Annotated in this window: 19 protein-coding genes; 16 read left to right on the top strand and 3 right to left on the bottom strand. The window is 50.7% G+C overall.

Annotation, left to right across the window (positions count from 1 at the left end):
- On the top strand, window positions 1-1082 hold a 1082-nt coding region (gene rfaQ, locus ACTHUE_RS01830; RefSeq protein ID WP_440423007.1), incomplete at its 5' end, for a putative lipopolysaccharide heptosyltransferase III.
- 6 nt (window positions 1083-1088) lie between these two features.
- Here the strand turns inward: rfaQ and ACTHUE_RS01825 are convergent.
- Window positions 1089-2069 carry a hypothetical protein gene (locus ACTHUE_RS01825; RefSeq protein WP_049337014.1) on the bottom strand — a complete coding sequence of 327 codons (981 nt, stop codon included), beginning with the start codon at window positions 2067-2069 and terminating at the stop codon, window positions 1089-1091.
- Between the two features lie 362 nt (window positions 2070-2431).
- Between ACTHUE_RS01825 and ACTHUE_RS01820 the strand changes: the two genes are divergently transcribed.
- Both ACTHUE_RS01820 and pncB read left to right on the top strand, forming a co-directional pair.
- Window positions 2432-3727 (top strand): M23 family metallopeptidase, encoded by a 1296-nt coding sequence (locus ACTHUE_RS01820; RefSeq protein WP_003748435.1) that lies wholly within the window; start codon window positions 2432-2434, stop codon window positions 3725-3727.
- 92 nt (window positions 3728-3819) lie between these two features.
- Window positions 3820-5040 (top strand): nicotinate phosphoribosyltransferase, encoded by a 1221-nt coding sequence (gene pncB, locus ACTHUE_RS01815; RefSeq protein ID WP_039861840.1) that lies wholly within the window; start codon window positions 3820-3822, stop codon window positions 5038-5040.
- A gap of 39 nt (window positions 5041-5079) precedes the next feature.
- Here pncB and mtgA read toward each other — a convergent pair whose 3' ends face one another.
- Entirely contained in the window at window positions 5080-5781 is a 702-nt protein-coding gene (mtgA, locus tag ACTHUE_RS01810) for a monofunctional biosynthetic peptidoglycan transglycosylase (RefSeq protein ID WP_004518794.1), read from the bottom strand.
- A 2-nt stretch (window positions 5782-5783) separates the two neighbouring features.
- Window positions 5784-6593: a shikimate dehydrogenase gene (aroE, locus tag ACTHUE_RS01805; protein ID WP_004518793.1), complete on the bottom strand. Its 810-nt coding sequence runs from the start codon at window positions 6591-6593 to the stop codon at window positions 5784-5786.
- A gap of 197 nt (window positions 6594-6790) precedes the next feature.
- Here aroE and glnA point away from each other — a divergent pair, with 197 nt between their 5' ends.
- The 13 genes from glnA to ACTHUE_RS01740 form a co-directional block, all read left to right on the top strand.
- Window positions 6791-8209, top strand: a complete 1419-nt coding sequence (glnA, locus tag ACTHUE_RS01800; protein WP_004518791.1) for a type I glutamate--ammonia ligase — start codon at window positions 6791-6793, stop codon at window positions 8207-8209.
- Window positions 8210-8584: 375 nt separating this feature from the next.
- Window positions 8585-9235: a site-2 protease family protein gene (locus tag ACTHUE_RS01795; RefSeq protein ID WP_004518789.1), complete on the top strand. Its 651-nt coding sequence runs from the start codon at window positions 8585-8587 to the stop codon at window positions 9233-9235.
- Between the two features lie 131 nt (window positions 9236-9366).
- Window positions 9367-10371 carry a tRNA dihydrouridine synthase DusB gene (dusB, locus tag ACTHUE_RS01790; RefSeq protein ID WP_004518788.1) on the top strand — a complete coding sequence of 335 codons (1005 nt, stop codon included), beginning with the start codon at window positions 9367-9369 and terminating at the stop codon, window positions 10369-10371.
- A 38-nt stretch (window positions 10372-10409) separates the two neighbouring features.
- A complete protein-coding gene (locus tag ACTHUE_RS01785) occupies window positions 10410-10682 on the top strand; it encodes a hypothetical protein (RefSeq protein ID WP_004518787.1) in 273 nt (90 codons plus the stop codon).
- A gap of 130 nt (window positions 10683-10812) precedes the next feature.
- Window positions 10813-11334, top strand: coding sequence for a hypothetical protein (locus ACTHUE_RS01780; RefSeq protein WP_004518786.1), 522 nt, complete (start codon window positions 10813-10815; stop codon window positions 11332-11334).
- Window positions 11335-11453: 119 nt separating this feature from the next.
- The gene (locus ACTHUE_RS01775) at window positions 11454-11693 is read left to right on the top strand and encodes a Fis family transcriptional regulator (RefSeq protein ID WP_003684241.1); all 240 of its coding nucleotides are present in this window, start codon (window positions 11454-11456) and stop codon (window positions 11691-11693) included.
- Between the two features lie 43 nt (window positions 11694-11736).
- Complete coding sequence (locus ACTHUE_RS01770; RefSeq protein ID WP_004518785.1) at window positions 11737-12471, top strand: glutamine amidotransferase-related protein; 735 nt, start codon at window positions 11737-11739, stop codon at window positions 12469-12471.
- A gap of 76 nt (window positions 12472-12547) precedes the next feature.
- Window positions 12548-13423: a DMT family transporter gene (locus ACTHUE_RS01765; protein WP_288971014.1), complete on the top strand. Its 876-nt coding sequence runs from the start codon at window positions 12548-12550 to the stop codon at window positions 13421-13423.
- 65 nt (window positions 13424-13488) lie between these two features.
- Entirely contained in the window at window positions 13489-14307 is an 819-nt protein-coding gene (locus ACTHUE_RS01760) for a hypothetical protein (protein WP_004518783.1), read from the top strand.
- A 108-nt stretch (window positions 14308-14415) separates the two neighbouring features.
- Window positions 14416-15585 (top strand): chloride channel protein, encoded by a 1170-nt coding sequence (locus ACTHUE_RS01755; protein WP_314574835.1) that lies wholly within the window; start codon window positions 14416-14418, stop codon window positions 15583-15585.
- Window positions 15586-15747: 162 nt separating this feature from the next.
- The gene (gene purH / locus ACTHUE_RS01750; RefSeq protein ID WP_295698640.1) at window positions 15748-17328 is read left to right on the top strand and encodes a bifunctional phosphoribosylaminoimidazolecarboxamide formyltransferase/IMP cyclohydrolase; all 1581 of its coding nucleotides are present in this window, start codon (window positions 15748-15750) and stop codon (window positions 17326-17328) included.
- Between the two features lie 155 nt (window positions 17329-17483).
- Window positions 17484-17612, top strand: coding sequence for a hypothetical protein (locus ACTHUE_RS01745; RefSeq protein WP_256388401.1), 129 nt, complete (start codon window positions 17484-17486; stop codon window positions 17610-17612).
- Window positions 17613-18376: 764 nt separating this feature from the next.
- Window positions 18377-20924 (top strand): ESPR-type extended signal peptide-containing protein (locus ACTHUE_RS01740; protein WP_440361235.1); only part of this gene is annotated, 2548 nt, incomplete at its 3' end.

The raw sequence follows: 20924 nt of genomic DNA, 5'->3' as shown, positions 1-20924 counted from the left end.
TGTCTTTAGCCCAACCCAAACGTATTCTGATCATCAAATTGCGCCATCATGGCGATGTGCTTTTGAGCACGCCGGTGGTCGATGCGCTGAAAACCCGTTTCCCCGATTGCGAAATCGATATGCTGGTGTATGCCGGTACGGAGCAGCTGATTGCTGATAATCCGCAGATTGCGCAGATTTTGACCATTGATCGAAATTGGAAGAAGCTAGGCGTATTCAAGCAGTTGGCGTGTGAGAAAAACCTTTTGTCTAAGCTGAAGGCGCGCGATTACGACTGGGCTTTCAACCTGTCCGACCAATGGCGCGCGGCAATAATCGCCAAACTGTGCGCCCGTTGCAGTGTGGGTTTTGACTGCATCAAGCGCGACGGTTTTTGGTGGCGTTTCTGTCATGATTTTATCAACCATGAGCTTGATCCCAGCCATCATATCGTTGAAAACCAATTGAATATCCTTGCGCCGCTTATCCAGCCTGAAGACGTCGCCGATGCGAAGGTACGCCTTTGGGTAGCACAAGATGCAAGGGAAAGCATGCAGCAGAAATTGCGTGAGCAGGGGTGGAGCGGTGAAGATTATGTGTTACTGCACCCGGGTGCGCGTTGGCATTTCAAATGTTGGGAAGACGGCAAAAACGCCGCCATCGTACAACTTCTGCTCAACAGCGGACAGAATGTCGTATTGACTGCTTCTCCCGACACTGTCGAACAATACATGCTTCAGGAAATTATAGGCCGTCTGAATATTCCGGAAGGCAGAAAAGTATATGTGTTGTCCGGATGTTTGAGCCTGCGTGAATTGGCGGCGGCCATTGAGGGCGCCAAGCTGTTTGTCGGTGTCGATTCCGCACCGATGCACATCGCTGCAGCTTTGGATAAACCGCAAATCGCTTTGTTTGGCGCATCATGGGTGGATAAATGGCGTCCGTATTCCGAGCAGGCCGAAGTCATTTATGCCGGCGATTATGCCGAACTGCCTCACCCCGACAGTATCGATACCAACGATCCGACACGTTTGTTGAAAGCGATTCCTTTGCAGGATGTGTGGGATAGAATTTCTGCCAAATTGGAGGCGTTGGAGGCTTAAAACCGCTTACCACGATCCGTTAAACGTTTTAGCTTTGCGCCAAAATGCCCATTTGGAACGGCGGCCGATTTCCAGCGTGCCGCCGTTTTCGCCGTCTGTGGTAATGCATACAGTTTTCAGACGGCCTGAGGCGAGTGCGTCCCATAAAGGCGAAAACCAACGGGTTTCCCAGCTTTCCAAAATATCTTTGTATGCCCAAACATCGCCTGTCTGTAAGGTGGAAACCAAGTCGTCCAAAAAGATAAGGCCGTCTGAAACTGTGCTGCCTGTTTCTTGAACCATCTCAAACCAAGCCTTCAAATCATACGGCGCATCGAGTTTGGGCGTATCTAAAAAACGCGCCCATGCGCTGTCTGAGGCGACAATATCCGCAGACTGTGTGCCGTTCGCATCGTTCCACAGCCACAAACCGTTGATTTCCGGCAATCCTTGTTGTTCACGCGCTTGGTTAATCGGATGCGAGTGGAGAAACATTTGGATTTCCGTCTGCACGGCCAACCAAGACACCGCATCTTTGCCGTGCGCCTGACCGTCCATTTCCGGCTGCCCGCACACATCCAAAACACATTCCGCCCCCCAATCTTCTATCGTCGGCATACTGAGCAGCCACATGCTTTCGCAAAGCGGCTCGAATTGCCAATCTTTATCTTGATAAAACGCCGACAAGTCCGCACATAACCGTTGCGCCTCCTCTTTTTGGATGCCGATAAACTCGCCACTGATAATGTTGACATGGTGCATGCCCATCTGTTGCCAAACCGGAGAGGCAAAAGCGGCTGTGCGTTTTTGGCTTGTGTGGCGTAAACGTTGCACTTGGGCAATGAGGCTGCCGCCCCACAAATGGCGTCCGTAAAATTCAGACGGCCTGAGTGTTTCTTTGCGTAATGTGCCGTAACGCAAAAGACGGTTAAAAGCAGGTAAGGCAAGCTCAGGGACGGATTCGTCGGCAAAGCGGTTGAGTGAGGGGAGGGCGAGGGTCAGCTTCATAAGCGCAAATAGATAGAAAAACCGTTATTTTACGCGACAAATGATGCGTTTCGGAACCTTGCCCTCACGTACTCAAAAAGAGCCGTTCAGACGGCCGGTTTGGAAAAAACGGGCTGCCATGCTAAAATGCGTGGCGTAAATTTCAGAAAAACAGGGTGTAAATCAACACAATAGCCCTGATAATAACGTCAATCTCAAACACGACCTCATTCATTCCGAATGAAAACCTGATTTTCAGATCGGAAAAAAGACTCAAAGTCCTTTATCCCCAAAACTGTTTAAACCAGCAGGCGGTCGCAGCAGGCCGGATGTGCCGGCATTCTGCAAACCTCAAAAACAGACCGCCCCATTAAGGATAACGCGTGATTAAAAACAAATATTCCACTCGATTCAAAGCAACCCTCTTAGCGTTTCTGCTGCCGGCTTCAGGCATCATGACCGCATACGCCATTACCGACCCTCAACCTGCACAAACCGATTTTAAAGTCGAGCGTATTTCCGAAGAGCTGCCTGCCGTTTATGTGGAAACCAATACCTATCAATCCAGCTATTGGGCGCAAGAAGCCGTCCAAGCCGGCGACTCTTTGGCAGACGTTTTGACACGTATGGGTGTCAACCAAGAAGACATCAAGCAAATCATGGCGAAAAACAATGCCAACCTCGACATGAAAAACCTGCGGACCAACCAATCCGTCAACATCCGCATCGATTCTTCAGGCCAAGTGACCGACGTTCAATTCTTTACTGATGAAGAATTGGAACGCAACTTGGTGGCTTTGGAAAAAGTCAAAGGTAAATGGCGCATCTCCAATGCCGAAATCGACATGAAAACCATGCCGACCCTGCGTTCTGTGCAAATCCGCACTTCCGCCATCGGCGATATGCTCCGTGCCGAAATCCCTTCCGAAGTGTATATCCAGCTCAAAGAAATCTTTGCCGACTCGTTTAATATGAGCGATTTGAAAGAAGGCGATACCGTGCGTCTTTTGTACAACAGCATGTATTTCCGCGGCCAACAAATGGCGGTCGGCGATATTTTGGCGGCTGAAGTGGTTAAAGACGGCAAAACCTACCAAGCCTATTATTACAGCCAAGGCAAAGGCGACGAAGAAAGCGGCAGCTACTACGACCAAAACGGTAAGTCCCTGCAACAAAAAGAAGGCTTTAATACCGAGCCTGTTGCATACACGCGCATTTCTTCCCCGTTTGGCTACCGTGTCCATCCGGTTTTGCATACCGTTCGTATGCACACCGGTATCGACTATGCCGCGCCGACCGGTACGCCTATTAAGGCTGCTGCCGACGGCGAAGTGATTTTCAAAGGTTGGAAAGGCGGCTACGGCAATACCGTGATGATCCGACATGCCAACGGTGTGGAAACCCTGTACGGCCACATGAGCGCGTTCAGCCCTGCCGACGGCAGAGTCCGCGCCGGCGAAGTGATTGGTTTTGTCGGTACAACCGGCCGTTCGACCGGCCCGCACCTGCACTACGAAGCACGCGTCAACGGCCAGCCGGTCAACCCGACTACCGTCGCCCTGCCGACGCCGAAATTGACCCCGACCAATATGGCCGCGTTCCGCAAACAGCAAAAAGATGCCAGCACGATGTTGTCTACCATCCGCTCTTTGCCGGTTTCCGTAGCGCAGCTGGATTAATAAGATAAAGGCCGTCTGAATAAGGTTTCTTTCAGACGGCCTTTCCCATTAAAATTGATACCTCAACGCCCACGTTTACTCAGAGAAAACTTATGTCTGCTTATCAGCCCATTATCCAATCCCTGCTTGATACCGACCTGTACAAATTCACCATGCTGCAAGTCGTGTTGCACCAATTCCCGCAAACCCACAGCCTCTACGAATTCCGCTGCCGCAACAAAGAGATGGTGTATCCGCTGGCCGATATTCAAGAAGACTTGGAACGCGAGCTCAACGCCCTGTGCCAGCTGCGCTTTACCCATGACGAACTCGACTATCTGCGCAGCCTGCGTTTTATCAAAAGCGATTTTGTCGATTATCTCGAACTTTTTCAACTCCAACGCCGCTTCGTCCAAGTCAGCCCTGACGATCAAGGCCGTCTGAACATCCGCATCGAAGGCCCGATGGTACAGGCGATGTTCTTCGAGATTTTTATTCTTGCCATCGTCAACGAACTCTATTTCCGCCGCTTGGAAACGCCTGCCGTCATCGAAGAAGGCGAGCGCCGTTTGCAGGCCAAAGCGCAACAGCTGAAGGAAATTGCGGCTACACAAAATCCGAATGATCCGCCGTTCCTTATTTCCGATTTCGGCACACGCCGCCGCTACACCCTTGCATGGCAGGAACACGTTATCCGCACCTTGTTGGAAGCCGCTCCCGACATCGTGCGCGGTACCAGCAACGTTTATCTGGCCAAAAAGCTCGGCATCACACCCATCGGCACCATGGCACACGAGTTCCTCCAAGCCTTCCAAGCCTTGGACGTACGTTTGCGTAATTTCCAAAAAGCCGCGCTGGAAAGCTGGGTACATGAATACCGCGGCGACCTCGGTATCGCCCTGACCGACGTAGTCGGCATGGATGCCTTCTTGCGTGATTTCGACCTGTACTTCGCCAAACTCTTCGACGGCCTGCGCCACGACAGCGGCGATCCTTATGTTTGGGGCGACAAAGCCTACGAGCATTACAAAAAACTTAAAATCGACAGCCGCACCAAAATGCTGACCTTTTCAGACGGCCTCGATATTGAGCGTTCATGGGCGTTGCACCAATACTTCAAAGACCGTTTCAAAACCAGTTTCGGTATCGGTACCAATCTGACCAACGACTTGGGACACACGCCTTTGAACATTGTTTTGAAGCTCGTCGAGTGTAACGGCCAATCCGTCGCCAAGCTCTCCGACTCCCCGGGCAAAACCATGACCACCAACAACACCTTCCTCGCTTACCTGCGCCAAGTGTTTGACGTACCGGAGCCGGAAGAGAAAGCCTAAAAACAAAGGCCGTCTGAAATGTTCAGACGGCCTTTTTCATTAATCCATATCGCTTTCAGGTAATTCTGCCGAACCCATGCGGCGCAGGATGATATTGGTTTTGTTGTGCATCCGTTTGCTCTTAGGGTGGTCTGCGTAAAACAGCGGAGCCGGAACGCGCGCCGTGAGTTTGGCGGCTTGTTGGCGGGTGAGGGCAGAGGCAGGTTTCTTGTAGAAATACTGGGACGCCGCTTCCGCGCCGAATACGCCGTAGTGCCATTCGATTGAGTTTAAATACAGCTCAAAAATGCGGTCTTTGTCTGTAACCGCTTCCATCATTGCCGTAATTGCCGCTTCTTCGCCTTTGCGGATGTAGCTGCGGCTTTCGTTGAGAAACAGGTTTTTCGCCAGCTGCTGGCTGATGGTCGAACCGCCGGCTTTGACTTCGCCGCTTTGCTTATTGCGTTTCATGGCGTATTTGATGCCGTTCCAGTCAAAGCCGCTGTGTTCGGCAAAGTTGGCGTCTTCGGAAGCAATCAGGGCTTTTTTGAGGTTGACGGAAATTTGGTCGTAAGGCACCCAGCGGTAATCCAGCTTGACATCGCGGCCTTCTTTTGCAAACTGGCTCATGCGCATGGACATGAAGGCGGTTTTGCTGGGCGCGACGGCGCGGTAGGTAATGATGTTGCCGTACACATAAGCGTTGAAGAAAATGAAGATGCCGATGGGCAGGGCAATCAGCCATTTGATGATGCGGAACATGGTTACAGGGCTTTCATGTATTCGATAACAGGGCGGATATCGGGCGTAAATCCGCGCCAAGTATGGTAAGAGGCGGCAGCCTGACCGACCAGCATGCCCAGGCCGTCTGAAACTTCGGCCGCGCCGTTGCTTTGGGCAAAGTTCAAAAACGCCTGAGCCGCTTCGCCGTAAACCATATCGTAGGCAAGGCGGCAGCCGCGGAAAATTTCAGGGCTGACGGCAGGAAGCTGACCGCTCAAGCCGCCGGATGTGCCGTTGATGATGATATCAAAACCGCCGTTCAAATCCGACATCGGGACGGCTTCAATGCCGAAAAGCCGCGCCAATTCCTCGGCCTTGGCGTGGGTGCGGTTGGCAATGACGATACGGGCAGGGCGGTGTTCTTTCAAAACAGGAATCACGCCGCGTACCGCGCCGCCTGCGCCCAAAAGCAAAATGGTTTTGTCTTCGATGGCAATATTTTTGACCTGCGTGATGTCGTTGGCCAAACCGATACCGTCGGTATTGTCGCCGCGTATCCTGCCGTCTTCCAACCACACTAGCGTATTGACCGCGCCGGCAGCCAAAGCGCGGTCAGAATGCTCGTCCGCCAGCGCAAAAGCTTCCTGCTTGAATGGGACAGTTACATTCGCACCTTGCCCGCCCTCGGCACGAAACGCCGCAACAGCCTCGGCAAAACCGCCGATTTCGGCACAAATGCGCTCATATTCGATGTCGATGCCTTCATGAAGGGCAAACTGCCGATGGATTTGCGGCGACTTGCTGTGGGCGACGGGGTTGCCGAAAACGGCGTAACGCGGAGTGTTGTTCATAAAATGGGTCTGAGAAAACAAAAGAAAAGAGTGCTTATTATAGCGGTCTTTATGTTAAGAAAGCGTAATGTAAAATTGTTGACAATTAAACAGTCTGAAACTATATTTCATTGCGTAAAAACGGGTGCCCTGATGTATTTCAGACGGCCTTACCGTGATAGAATAACAACTTAAACCCAATCCCTCAGGAGCTGAAGATGTCCATCAAAGACGCTGTAAAACTGATTGAAGAAAGCGAAGCCCGCTTCGTAGATTTGCGCTTTACCGATACCAAAGGCAAGCAGCACCACTTTACCATCCCCGCCCGCATCGTTCTCGACGATCCCGAAGAATGGTTCGAAAACGGTCAAGCGTTTGACGGTTCGTCCATCGGCGGTTGGAAAGGTATTCAGGCTTCCGATATGCAGTTGCGTCCCGATGCGTCTACAGCTTTCGTCGATCCTTTCTACGACGATACCACCGTTGTCTTTACCTGCGACGTTATCGACCCTGCTGACGGCCAAGGTTATGACCGCGACCCTCGTTCTATCGCACGCCGCGCCGAAGCCTATTTGAAATCTTCCGGTATCGGCGACACCGCCTATTTCGGCCCAGAACCTGAATTCTTCGTCTTCGACGGCGTAGAGTTCGAAACCGACATGCACAAAACCCGTTACGAAATCACTTCCGAAAGCGGCGCATGGTCAAGCGGCCTGCACATGGACGGTCAAAATACCGGCCACCGTCCGACCGTCAAAGGCGGTTACGCGCCTGTTGCACCGATTGACTGCGGTCAAGACCTGCGTTCTTCCATGGTCAATGTTTTGGAAGAACTCGGCATCGAAGTGGAAGTGCACCACAGTGAAGTCGGTACCGGCAGCCAAATGGAAATCGGCACCCGTTTTGCCACTTTGGTTAAACGCGCCGACCAAACCCAAGACATGAAATACGTGATTCAAAACGTCGCCCACAACTTCGGCAAAACCGCTACCTTCATGCCCAAACCCATCATGGGCGACAACGGCAGCGGTATGCACGTTCACCAATCCATTTGGAAAGACGGTCAAAACCTGTTCTCAGGCGATGGCTATGCCGGTTTGTCCGATACCGCCCTTTATTACATCGGCGGCATCATCAAACACGCCAAAGCCCTGAACGCGATTACTAATCCGTCCACCAACTCCTACAAACGCCTCGTGCCGCACTTTGAAGCACCGACCAAACTGGCATATTCCGCCAAAAACCGTTCCGCTTCCATCCGTATTCCGTCCGTGAACAGCAGCAAGGCACGCCGCATCGAAGCGCGTTTCCCTGATCCGACCGCCAACCCATACTTGGCGTTTGCCGCTTTGTTGATGGCCGGTTTGGACGGTATTCAAAACAAAATCCATCCGGGCGACCCTGCCGATAAAAACCTGTACGACCTACCTCCGGAAGAAGATGCATTGGTGCCTACCGTTTGCGCCTCTTTGGAAGAAGCACTGGCCGCCCTCAAAGCCGACCACGAATTCCTCCTGCGCGGCGGCGTATTCAGCAAAGACTGGATCGACAGCTACATTGCCTTTAAAGAGGAAGATGTCCGCCGTATCCGCATGGCACCTCATCCGCTGGAATTTGAAATGTATTACAGCCTGTAAAACAGCTGAGGCATTTTAAATAGGAAATCAAAGGCCGTCTGAAACTGGATTTGAAGTTTCAGACGGCCTTTAGGCTTGAAATAGATAGGGCAATTGAATTAGGTATGATAGCGAGAAGCAATAAATCATGCCGTTTGAAAACCTTTATGGAATCGGTATTGCGTGTTAAATTTCAGCATGACAGGCCTTTTATTAAAGATATTCGCCATTACTTTATAGTGAACCAGTCTTCAAATTTAATCCTCAAGGTAAAGGCATTACTTGGGAAGAGCTGAAAGAGTCTTTCGATTCGGATAAGACAGAAGAAGATTAAAGCCTCAGGCCGTCTGAAAGGATATTTTCTGTTTTCAGACGGCATGTTTGATAAGGAAAACCATGTTTGCAAATTTTGATTTAGGCGTATTTCTGCTGGCAGTATTGCCCGTGTTGTTGGCCATTACCGTGCGCGAAGTGGCACGCGGTTATACGGCGCGGTATTGGGGCGACCATACTGGCGAGCAGCTTGGGCGTTTGACGCTCAATCCGCTGCCGCACATCGATCCTGTCGGTACGATTGTCGTGCCGTTGGTGTGTCTGATGATAGGCAGTTTTCTGTTCGGCTGGGCGCGTCCCATGCCCATCGATTCGCGCAATTTCCGTGATCCGCGCCGCGCGTGGCGTTGGGTGTCGATTTCGGGTCCGATAGCCAATCTGATTTTGGCGTTCTTCTGGGGTTTTGTCGTCGTACTTGCCGCGTATGTGCCTGAGTCTTATCAAGCGCCCTTGGCGCAGATGGCCGGTTACGGCGTGATGGTGAACTCGATTTGGGTCGCATTCAGCCTGATTCCGATTTTGCCTTGGGACGGCGGTATTTTTATCGATACCTTTCTCAACGCCAAACAGTCCATGCAGTTCCGTAAAATCGAGCCATACGGCACATGGATTATCCTGATCCTGTTGTTTACCGGCCTGCTGGCCAAACTGATTTGGCCGATTATTGCCATGATTCAGGACGCAGTGCGGATGGTTGTCATGTTGTTTATTTAAATGTTTTGGCTGAAAAGGCCGTCTGAAACTCAGTTTCAGACGGCCTTTTTCATTGTGCAACATGTAAATACAATTGGAAAAATTGCTTAAAAATTGTACAATTTCAGCCCTTTCAATTTGGCGCACACATCATGCACATCGGCGGCTATTTCATTGACAACCCCATCGCACTCGCCCCCATGGCAGGCATTACGGACAAACCGTTCCGCCGGATTTGCCGCGAGTTTGGCGCAGGGTGGGCGGTATGCGAAATGCTGACCAGCGATCCGAGCTTGCGCCATACCAAAAAAACTTTGCGCCGCAGCGATTTTGAAGGCGAGGGCGGAGTGGTGGCCGTGCAGATTGCCGGCAGCGATCCGCAGCAGATGGCGGAAGCCGCGCGGTATAACGTCGGCTTGGGCGCTCAGGTGATTGATATAAACATGGGCTGTCCGGCCAAAAAAGTCTGTAATGTGCAGGCAGGCAGCGCATTGATGCAAAACGAGCCTTTGGTTGCCGAAATCTTGGAAGCCGTTGTCAACGCGGTGGACGTACCCGTTACCCTCAAAACCCGTTTGGGCTGGCACAATGAACATCAAAATTTGCCGACCATTGCCAAAATCGCCGAAGAATCAGGCATCGCAGCCCTTGCCATCCACGGCCGCACCCGTACGCAGATGTACAAAGGTGAAGCGCGTTACGAACTGATTGCCGAAACCAAAGGCCGTCTGAACATTCCCGTTTGGGTCAACGGCGATATTACTTCGCCGCAAAAAGCTGCCGCCGTCCTCAAGCAAACCGCCGCAGACGGCATCATGATAGGGCGCGGCGCACAAGGCAGTCCGTGGCTTTTCCGTGATTTAAAACATTACGCCGAACACGGCGTTTTGCCGCCGGCCTTAAGCTTGGCAGAATGCAACGCCACCATTTTGAACCACATCCGCGCTATGTATGAATTTTATGGCGAAGTGGCCGGCGTACGCATCGCCCGCAAACACATCGGCTGGTACATCGATGAAATGCCCAACGGCGAGCAAACACGCCGAGACATCAACCGCTTGGACAGCGCCGCAGCACAATACGACACCCTTGCCGCCTATCTTGAGACGCTTTCAGAGAAAACCGACCGTTGGGTATGCCACTATCGGGAAGGCTAAAGGGTTTCAGACGGCATTTTTCTTTTGGGGAAGTAAATATGAAATTGACCTCACGGTTCAAACGCTTCGGCATAGCCGTGCTGTTGCTGACAGGATTTGGTATTTATGCTTATGACTACAATCTGATAGCCTGTAAATTAATGGATCGCTATTGGAATGAAGACAAGAGCAGGTGCATGAATCCTGATTGTCGTCAACATGATGCTTGTATGCTGAGTGCAGGTAAGGATAAAGCAACATGCGAAACCATCCGCCCCGGTGACAGTTTGGACAAGGCTTGGTATGTACTGGGCAAGCCTTGGTATGAGTAGAACGGGCGTTTCTTTTGGGGTAATAAATATGGAGATAATGTAGCAGAAATCGAACCTGACGGAGAAAAGGTTGGCAAGATTACTTGCTTTGAGCAGTAGGTTGTGTGAGGAGATGGTTTCAGGAAACCCTATGTTTCAGTTGATTAAACGTATATTTTCTAAAAAGCATCAAGCTGATTCCATGTTTCCGCGCAATCGTTTCGAACATGTGGATTGGGAACAGGAATTGGCTGATGCCACTCGTCGGCTGGTCAATGATGAAGGGCATTATGACGAGCAGGGTAATACGGTTGAGCTGGAGTTAAGTGAGGGAGCGCATAATATCCTGCTGTATTTTGCCTCAGGGGATGAAGCTCAATGTATGGAAATCCTGCAGCGTTTGAACGCATGGGATAATCAGGTTCAAACCTCTCTGGAAAAAGAGGCTCAATCGCCTATTCCTAGAGCGTATCAAGAAATAGGATATAACCGCCAATCTTGGGAAAAAGCACGGAAATTTCATGTTTGGATAGTCAATTGTGAAGAAAAACCGTATTCCATTCGTTACGTTGCCGATCATGCCAATAATGAATTTGTTATCTATCTGGCTCAAGAAAACGGGATATGGCGGGCATTTTGGGATAGTAAATTACAGAAATCTATTGCAGTATAAGATTTTGATAAAAAATAAGAATTGAATAGAGTAAATTTCTCAATCAAATTAAATAAACGCCGTCTGAATGTTCAGACGGACTCATCATCTAAAAACAAATCTAAAGAAAGACAATCACGATGAATCAAACGACGACTGACATTGCGCAATGTATTGAACAAAACTTACGACAATACTTCAAAGACTTGGATGGTACGGAACCTTGCGGTGTGTATGATATGGTATTGCATCAAGTGGAAAAGCCGATGCTTGCCTGCGTGATGGAGCAATGCGGCGGAAACCAGTCTAAAGCGGCCGTTATTTTGGGTTTGAACCGCAATACCCTGCGTAAAAAATTACAACAGCACGGTATGCTGTAATACGGCAGGGCAATCCGTCCTGACGGTCGAAGGAGAAATAACAATGCAAAATCCGAATAAATTAAATATCCATTTCATCTTGCACGAGGCATTTGAAGTGCCGGGAGCATATTTGAAATGGGCGCAATGGCGCGGACATAACATCAGTACAACCAAAGTGTACGAAAGGGAAACCCTGCCTGACAATGTGGACGATATAGATTTTTTGATTGTGATGGGCGGGCCGCAATCGCCTGATGAAGACAGGCAGGCATTCTCGTATTACGACCCCGAATCCGAGCTGCGCCTGATGCGTCAGGCGATGGCGGCGGATAAATATATTGTCGGCGTGTGTTTGGGTGCGCAGCTTTTATCCGTTGCCTACGGCGCGCGCCACACACGCAGCCCTGAGCGTGAAATCGGCATTTATCCGATTGAGCTGACGGCGGAAGGTTTGGCGGATGCCCATGTTTCCCTGTTGGGCAAAACCCTGAATACCGGCCATTGGCACGGCGATATGCCCGGTTTGACGGATAAGGCGGTTGTGTTGGCAACCAGCAAAGGCTGTCCGCGCCAGATTATCCGTTTTGCGCCCAAACATTATGCCTTCCAGGCCCATTTGGAGTTTGACCGTGAAGCCGTCGGGCTGCTGATTGCGGCGGACGGACGCGAAAATGTGGCCGAACAAAGCCAAGCCCAAACTTATGTCCAGCATCCGGATAAAATCGAAGCGGCGGATTTCAGTGAAATGAATGCCAAACTCTTCGACTTTTTGGATTCTCTGACGCAGACAAAATAAAAAAGGCCAACCCTCCAGGCCGTCTGAATAATAAATATAGAGAAGAAACGATTAACCCTTTTTAAAAGGTCGGACCATGTTCTATCAAATACTTGCCCTGCTGATTTGGGGCAGCTCTTTTATCGCTGCCAAGTATTCTTACGAGATGATCGACCCTGCGCTGATGGTTGAGGCACGGTTGTTGATTGCCGCGTTGATGGTACTGCCGTCGTGCCGCCGTCATTTGGGAAGGATTCCGCGGAGCGAGTGGAAGCCGTTGTTATGGATTTCCTTTGTCAACTACGTTGTCGTTTTGATGCTTCAGTTTATCGGTTTGAAATACACGTCTGCCGCCAGCGCGATTACCATGGTCGGGCTGGAACCCTTGCTGGTGGTTTTTGTCGGTCATTTCTTTTTCAGCGACAAAGCGAAAATTTACCACTGGATTTGCGGCGCGGTGGCGTTTGCCGGCGTGGGCATGATGGTAATGGGCGGTGCAGAAGAAGGCGGCACGATTGATTGGTTCGGCTGTTTGCTGATTTTGCTTGCGGGATTGGGTTTTGCAGGCGTGATACGACCGAGCCAGCAGATGATTGCCCGCATCGGTGCGCCTGCATTTACCGTGGCTTCCATGGCGGTGGCGGCGGTATTGTGTCTGCCGTTTTCGCTGGTGTTGGCAGACAGTTATCAAATCAACTGGTCATGGGGCGGTACGCTGTCGATTTTGTATATGGGGATCGGTTGCAGTTGGCTTGCCTATCTGTTGTGGAACAAAGGCATGAACAAAGTCCCTGCCAACGTCTCCGGCCTGCTGATTTCGCTTGAGCCTGTCATCGGCGTTATCATGGCGGTGTTAATTTTGGGCGAACATTTAAGTGCTATGTCTGCGATGGGCATTACCGTTGTTATTGCGTCCACTTTTGTCGCCGGTATGTTGGCGCGTGTCAGCAACAAACACAAAAAGGCCGTCTGAAAACGGTTTCAGACGGCCTGAAGTAAGCAGTATCTTTTTTCAATAAACATTTTGGGAAAATTTCTATGAAACGCATTATCTCCCTGCTTTTGCTTGCCTGCCCTATTTTGACGTCGGCTGCACCCGATAACGACAAAGCCGCTGTACAGGCCGTCATTGCCAAGTATTACAACCGACCGCTTGCCGCGCACAAATGCCAGCTCGCCAAGCCGCCGAAAGACAGTGAGACAGCATCTGACAACATTATGTATTGCATGAAACCTGTTGCCAATCATACCGTAACGCGCAACGGCAAAGCCGCGCGCTATGTGTTGTACACAGGTTTTGCCTACGATATGGAACAAAAAGTAAAACAGGACGCTCATGTTTCTTCCGGTCTGGCAGAATTGTTTGTTTTGGAGAAAACAGACGGCAAGTGGGCAATCAAACAGCACGGAAAAGATAAAATCGGCGCATGGGGCGAGCCGCCGGAGAATAAGGAATGGAAGTTTGTTCAGGTGGGCGCACAAAACTGGGGCTATGTTGCCGAATCAAGTTATACAGGCCAAGGCGACACGACGACTTCGCAAAACTTCCTGTTTACCGATGATAGCAACCGAATCCGCAACAGCGTCATGATCAGCGGTAACGATAACGGCGCATATTTTGGCGATTGCGATGAATTGAAAGGGCGTGAAAAACGCCTCTGCAAAGACAGATATACCAGTCTGGAAGCCAAAATTGCTTTTGACAAAAGCCGTCCTGCCGTATCCGGCGTATGGGCGCTGACTGCAAAACTCAGCGGCGTATCAGGAAAGAAAAATTATAAAAATCAGAAATATATTTTCCCTTATAACGGCAAAACCCACGTCGCCCCCAAAAACTATCCCTTGGGCGGACAATAGTTCCCTCGAAAAACGCTTTGATCAAACCACTACTACCTCAAGTCAAATCCCGTGAAAGAAACGCATAAACTTTGGGCCGCCCTCATCATTACCGGCATCATCGGCGGCATGGTCGGCATTGTATTAACCGAAATCATGCATACGATTCAACATCTTGCCTACGGTTACGGTTCAGACGGCCTATACGTTTCATTCCGAGAGGGCGTAGCGCAGGCAAGTCCTGCGCGGCGTATCGTGGTCGTGGCCTGTTGCGGCGTGGTGGTCGGCTTGGGGTGGTGGTTGCTCAAACGCTACGGCAGGCCGCAACCGGGTATCAAAGCCGTGGTTAAAAATCCGCTTGCCGGTTTTCCGTTTTTTGAAACCGTCAGCCATGCCCTGTTGCAAATCATTACTGTCGGGCTGGGCTCGCCGCTCGGCCGCGAAGTTGCGCCGCGCGAAATGACCGCCGCTTTCGCCTCAGTCGGTGTCAACCGTTTCGGATCGAGCGAAGACGACGCAAGGCTGGTCATTGCTTGCGCCTCGGGTGCAGGTTTGGCGGCCGTGTATAACGTGCCGCTCGCCTCCACACTTTTCATCCTCGAAGCCATGCTGGGCGTATGGACGCAGCAAGCCGTCGCTGCCGCATTGCTGACTTCCGTCATCGCCACCGCCGTCGCGCGCATCGGCTTGGGCGACGTACAGCAATATCATCCGGCCAACCTTTCCATCAACACATCATTACTTTGGTTTTCCGTCATCATCGGCCCGATACTGGGCGCAACCGCCGTCGTTTTCCAGCGCACCGCCCAAAAATTCCCCTTCATCAAGCGCGACAACATCAAAATCATTCCCTTGGCCGTCTGCATGTTTGCACTCATCGGCGCGATTGCTGTTTGGTTTCCCGAAATTTTGGGCAACGGCAAAGCAGGCAACCAACTGACCTTTGGCGGATTGACCGACTGGCAACACAGCCTTGAGCTGACCGCCGTCAAATGGCTGGTCGTCTTGATGGCGCTGGCGGCAGGCGCATACGGCGGCCTGATTACCCCGTCCATGATGCTCGGCAGCACCATCGCCTTTGCCGCCGCAGCCGCGTGGAATACTTTCTTTCCTGCCATGTCCTCCGAAAGCGCGGCCGTTGTCGGCGCCGCCGTTTTCCTCGGCGTTTCCCTCAAAATGCCCCTGACGGCCATCGTCTTTGTTTTAGAACTCACCTACGCCCCCGTTGCCTTGCTCATGCCCTTATGCGCAGGCATGGCAGGCGCAGTATGCGTGGCGAAGAAAATGGGATTTAAATAGTCAAAAACATCAGGCCGTCTGAAACCGAGTTTCAGACGGCCTTTTACAATAAAATTGTCAACAATATCTATAAAAACCTACTGCCAAAAAGGCGAAAATAGCGGATAATACCGCCCTGAAAATTCATCCCATATCGATTAAACCTTCAACAAAGGAAATCTCATGTCTTCCATCAAACGCGCCCTGATCAGCCTGTCCGACAAGACAGGCGCAGTCGAATTTGCCCAAACCCTGACCAAGCTCGGTGTAGAAATCCTTTCTACCGGCGGTACAGCAAAGCTCTTGGCTGATGCAGGCGTTCCCGTTATCGAAGTTGCCGACTATACCGGTTTTCCCGAAATGCTCGACGGCCGCGTGAAAACCCTGCATCCGAAAATCCACGGCGGCATCCTCGGCCGTCGCGATTTGGACGAACACGTCGCTAAGATGGAAGAACACGGCATCGGCAATATCGATTTAGTGTGCGTCAACCTCTACCCCTTCGCCGCCACCATCGCCAAACCAAACTGCACATTGGAAGACGCGATTGAAAACATCGACATCGGCGGCCCGACCATGGTGCGCTCCGCCGCGAAAAACTGGAAACACGTCGCCATCGTTACCGACACCGCCGATTTCCCGGCCATCGCAGCCGAACTCGAAGCCAACAACGGCGCATTGAGCGACAAAACCCGTTTCAACCTTTCACGCAAAGCATTCAGCCATACCGCCCAATACGACGGCATGATTTCCAACTACCTGACCTCGCTTTCAGACGACGTCTTGAGCGGTCAGCCCCAAATCGGCGAATTCCCAAGCCAGTTCAACCAAAGCTGGATTAAAGTGCAAGACATGCGCTACGGCGAAAATCCGCACCAACGCGCCGCGTTCTATCGCGATATTTATCCAGCCGCAGGCAGCCTTTCCGCCTACAAACAGCTGCAAGGCAAAGAATTGTCGTACAACAACATTGCCGATGCCGATGCCGCATGGGAAGCCGTCAAATCCTTTGATGCGCCGGCCTGCGTGATCGTGAAACACGCCAACCCGTGCGGCGTAGCCGTTGCCGCCGATACCTTGACCGCCTACAAACTCGCCTACGCCACCGACACCACCAGCGCATTCGGCGGCATCATCGCCTTCAACCGCGAAGTGGACGGCGAAACCGTCAAACAAATTACCGACAACCAATTTATGGAAGTCCTCATGGCGCCGAAGTTCACCGCCGAAGCCCTCGAAATCGCCGCTGCCAAGAAAAACGTGCGCGTATTGGAAGTTCCGCTCGAAGCAGGTGCCAACCGCTTTGAACTCAAACGCGTCGGCGGCGGACTGTTGGTACAAACCCCCGATATCCACCGCCTCAACCGTGCCGATTTGAAAGTCGTCTCCAAACGCCAACCGACCGAGCAAGAATGGAACGACCTGATGTTTGTATGGAACGTCGCCAAATACGTCAAATCCAACGCCATCGTCTTTGGTAAAGGCGGTCAAACCTACGGAATCGGCGCAGGCCAAATGAGCCGCGTGGACAGCACCCGTATCGCCGCCCGCAAAGCGCAAGATGCCAATCTCGACCTCAACGGCGCCTGTGCCGCTTCCGATGCCTTCTTCCCATTCCGCGACGGCGTAGATGTCATTGCCGAGCAGGGCATCAAAGCCATCATCCACCCTGCAGGCTCCATGCGCGACCAAGAAGTCTTCGACGCAGCGGACGAACACGGTATTGCGATGGTAGTAACGGGTATTCGCCATTTCCGCCACTAATAAGCTGATATAAAATAAAGGCCGTCTGAAAACCGATTTCAGACGGCCTTTTTCAATACATTAAATCAAGACAAAGCAACAAAGCCATATCCATTCCGATTCATACGGCAACAAAACGTCCCAAGTCTAAAACCAACCCACTCAGAGAAAAAAACATGAAACACATCCTCCTCATCCTGACCCTCGCCACACTCACCGCCTGCGCCTCCAGCCATACCGGCGGCTACGGCTATGCAGGCAACAACGGCGCTTCCGCAGGCGTAACCCAAACATTCCGTTGGTAAGGCCGTCTGAAATACGGCATGGTGTTACACCATAAAAACAGACCGATTCCAAACGTAAAGGCAAGTTTTACACTTGCCTTTTTAACGCTGTCCATCGGCTCAATAGCGCATAAATTCGTATCATTTGGTTACTATTTATATGTTAGGAAACGTCAAAGGTCGTCTGAAAACAGGCCATATAAACCTATCACACGTTTTAAGCCGATCTTCAATACAAATTTCATTAATTCTCTAAATAAAAGCCCACATTTAAATCTATCACTAAAGAAACTATTCAAATTATATATTATTTATCAATCATTATTGTTTGAGAATAAAAAAGTAAAATCAAATAGCTAGAAAAACCGTTTAAAAAAAGCAACAAGTAAATTTAACGGGCATGACCGTTGAGGCCGAAAAAGTAACACTTTATCGGAAGAGTTGATTTGTAAAACCAAACGCATATAAAATTTGGACAAGGATTCCGAATGCATTGAAAGAAGCTGACAAAAAGTGACTGGTTAAGAAACAAGCTGACAAAAAACGGCACATCGTTTCCCAAACTTCACAAGCTTCCCAAAATGTATCAGCATAAAATCCCATAAAACAGGAATTTAGCTGCCATTCGGCCGAGTGGAAACTTTTGGCACGGGAATTGCATACAAGAGATTACGACGTAAAACCGCATAAAGGGGAAACTCTGAAGTGCGGCATATGTATGGGCAGGCGGTTTATAGCCGAGCAAACGTCCCAAAAGAAATCAAACCCCTTACAGGAAAATCGATATGAATAAAGTCTTTAAAGTCATTTGGAACCACGCGACCCAGACATGGACCGCGGTTTCCGAAATCAGCCATGCACACGGCAAAAAATCCGCTTCTGACAAGCGTAAAGCCGTAGCTGCTGCAGTTGCAGCGGCAGGTGCGTTGATGGCTTCTAGTGCTGCTCAGGCAGGTGTAGATTTGGGTGGTAGTGCGGTAAACATTACTCCAAATGGTACTTACAACGGTTCTAACAGAAACGTTGGTGTCAACTCTGTTGTAGTGGGTTATCAAAATACTGCCAGCAGTCAAGATGGCACTATCGCTTACGGTGCTAACAATACTGCGACTGCAAACGCAGCATTGGCAGTAGGTAATAACAATATCGCAACCGGCGGTGCATCGACTGCAATGGGTGTAAGCTCTGTTGCAAGTGGTGAAGCTTCTGTTGCAATCGGTAATGTAGCCCAAGCAACTCAAATTCGTGCGACTGCAGTAGGTAACCGTGCAACTGCTACTCAAGACTCCGCAAGTGCATTCGGTAACCGTGCAAATGCTGGTGCACAATTTGCAACAGCTATTGGTGATAACTCCAATGCAAATGCTGCTGCAGTTGCTGTAGGTACGCATGCAAACGCCGAAAAACAAGATTCTATCGCTATTGGTAATAACGCTCATGGTGCTTGGACCAATGCTATTGCTGTCGGTAAAGATACTGTAGCAAGTAAAGACCATGCGATGGCAATGGGTACCAGCTCAAATGCGTCAGGTGTTCAAGCTGTCGGCGTTGGTTCATATACAAAAGCAGAAGGTAATCTGACAGTTGCAGTTGGTCCATATGCGCAAGCCAATAAAGAAGCTGCAGTTGCTGTAGGTTCTAACGCTACTGCTGCTGAGTCTAACTCTATTGCTGTGGGTCAAACTGCCACTGCGTCTAACAATAACTCCATTGCTGTCGGTACTAAAACAGTTTCTAGAGGCGATAACGCAATTGGTATCGGTGCTTATGCTGAATCAACTGCTAACCGTGGTACCGCTATCGGCGTATTGTCTCAAGCTAATGGCACAGGCTCATTTGCTGGTGGTGCATCCGCTCAAGCAACAGGTGAAAATTCTGTAGCTATTGGCGGTGCGATGGATGGTACTCTGGGTAATAAAGCAGGTACTGCTGCTAAAGCAATCGGTAACAACTCTATCGCTTTGGGTACTCAATCTAAAGCTGCTGGCAATAACTCTATCGCTCAAGGTAACGGTGCAACTGCTAAGCAAGCTGCTGACGTTGCCGTAGGTCATGCTGCTACAGCTGACGGTACTTCTACTGGCGCTGATGGCGACGGCGTAGTAAATAATGCCGGTTCGGCAATGGCAATCGGTACAGAAGCTCAAGCAACCGGTATCGTAGCAACAGCCATCGGTGAGCGCTCTAAAGCTCTGGCAAACGGCGCGGTAGCATTGGGTGGCGACGCTCAAGCCAAACAAGGTTCTGACGTAGCAATCGGTCGTGGTTCCGTAGCTGATGGTACTTCTGCTGCAGCATTCGGTCCTGCTGCTACAGCAACTGGTAAATACTCAGTAGCTTTGGGCGTACAAAGTAACGCTGCTTCTAAACAAGCAATTGCATTGGGCCGTGGTGCTCAAGCTAATGGCGGTGAATATGCAACTGCTCTGGGTAACGGTGCTCAAGCAACAGCTAAAAACACTCTGGCTTTGGGTACTGAAGCTAAATCTACTATCGAAAACAGCGTAGCTCTGGGTAACGGTTCTACAACCAGCAACTTCGTACCTACTAACACTGCTACTGTTGGCAGCTACACTTACAGCGGCTTCGCAGGTGCAACCAGCGGTTTGGGCAATGGCGCAGTATTGTCTGTAGGTTCTGCAGGTAAAGAACGTCAAATTCAAAACGTTGCCGCAGGCCGTATCTCTGCAACTTCTACCGATGCAATCAACGGCTCTCAATTGTACGCTGTTGCAAATCGCATCGAAAACCTGAATCCATTTGTATTCTCAGGCCACAATGGTAGCGGTAGCTCACCTGCTGAAGGTACTTACAAATACGATCCTAAATCAAATGCCAATAACACCCTGAAACTGATCGCCGGTAACGGTTTGACAATGACCTCAAACGGCACTAACGAATACACCCTGAGCGTAATCGGTGGTGGTTCTACTGGTGCTTCCGGCGCGACTGGTCCTAAAGGCGATACTGGTGCAACTGGTGCTAAAGGCGATACCGGTGCAACTGGTGCTACTGGCGCAACTGGCCCTAAAGGCGAAAAAGGCGATACTGGTCCTGCTGGCCCTAAAGGTGATACCGGCGCTACTGGCGCAGCCGGCGCTAAAGGCGACAAAGGCGATACTGGTCCTGCTGGCCCTAAAGGTGATACCGGTGCTACTGGCGCAGCCGGCGCTAAAGGCGACAAAGGTGACACTGGCGCAGCCGGCGCTAAAGGCGACAAAGGTGACACTGGCGCAGCCGGCGCTAAAGGCGACAAAGGCGACAGCATCACAGGTGAAGTTGTAGATAATGGTGACGGTACCCATACCATTACTATTACTAATCTAGGTGATG

The sequence above is a fragment of the Neisseria sp. P0021.S005 genome, from assembly GCF_051956955.1.
The sequence above is the reverse complement of the archived record's forward strand: the minus strand, read 5'-3'. Positions and strand labels throughout refer to the sequence as shown.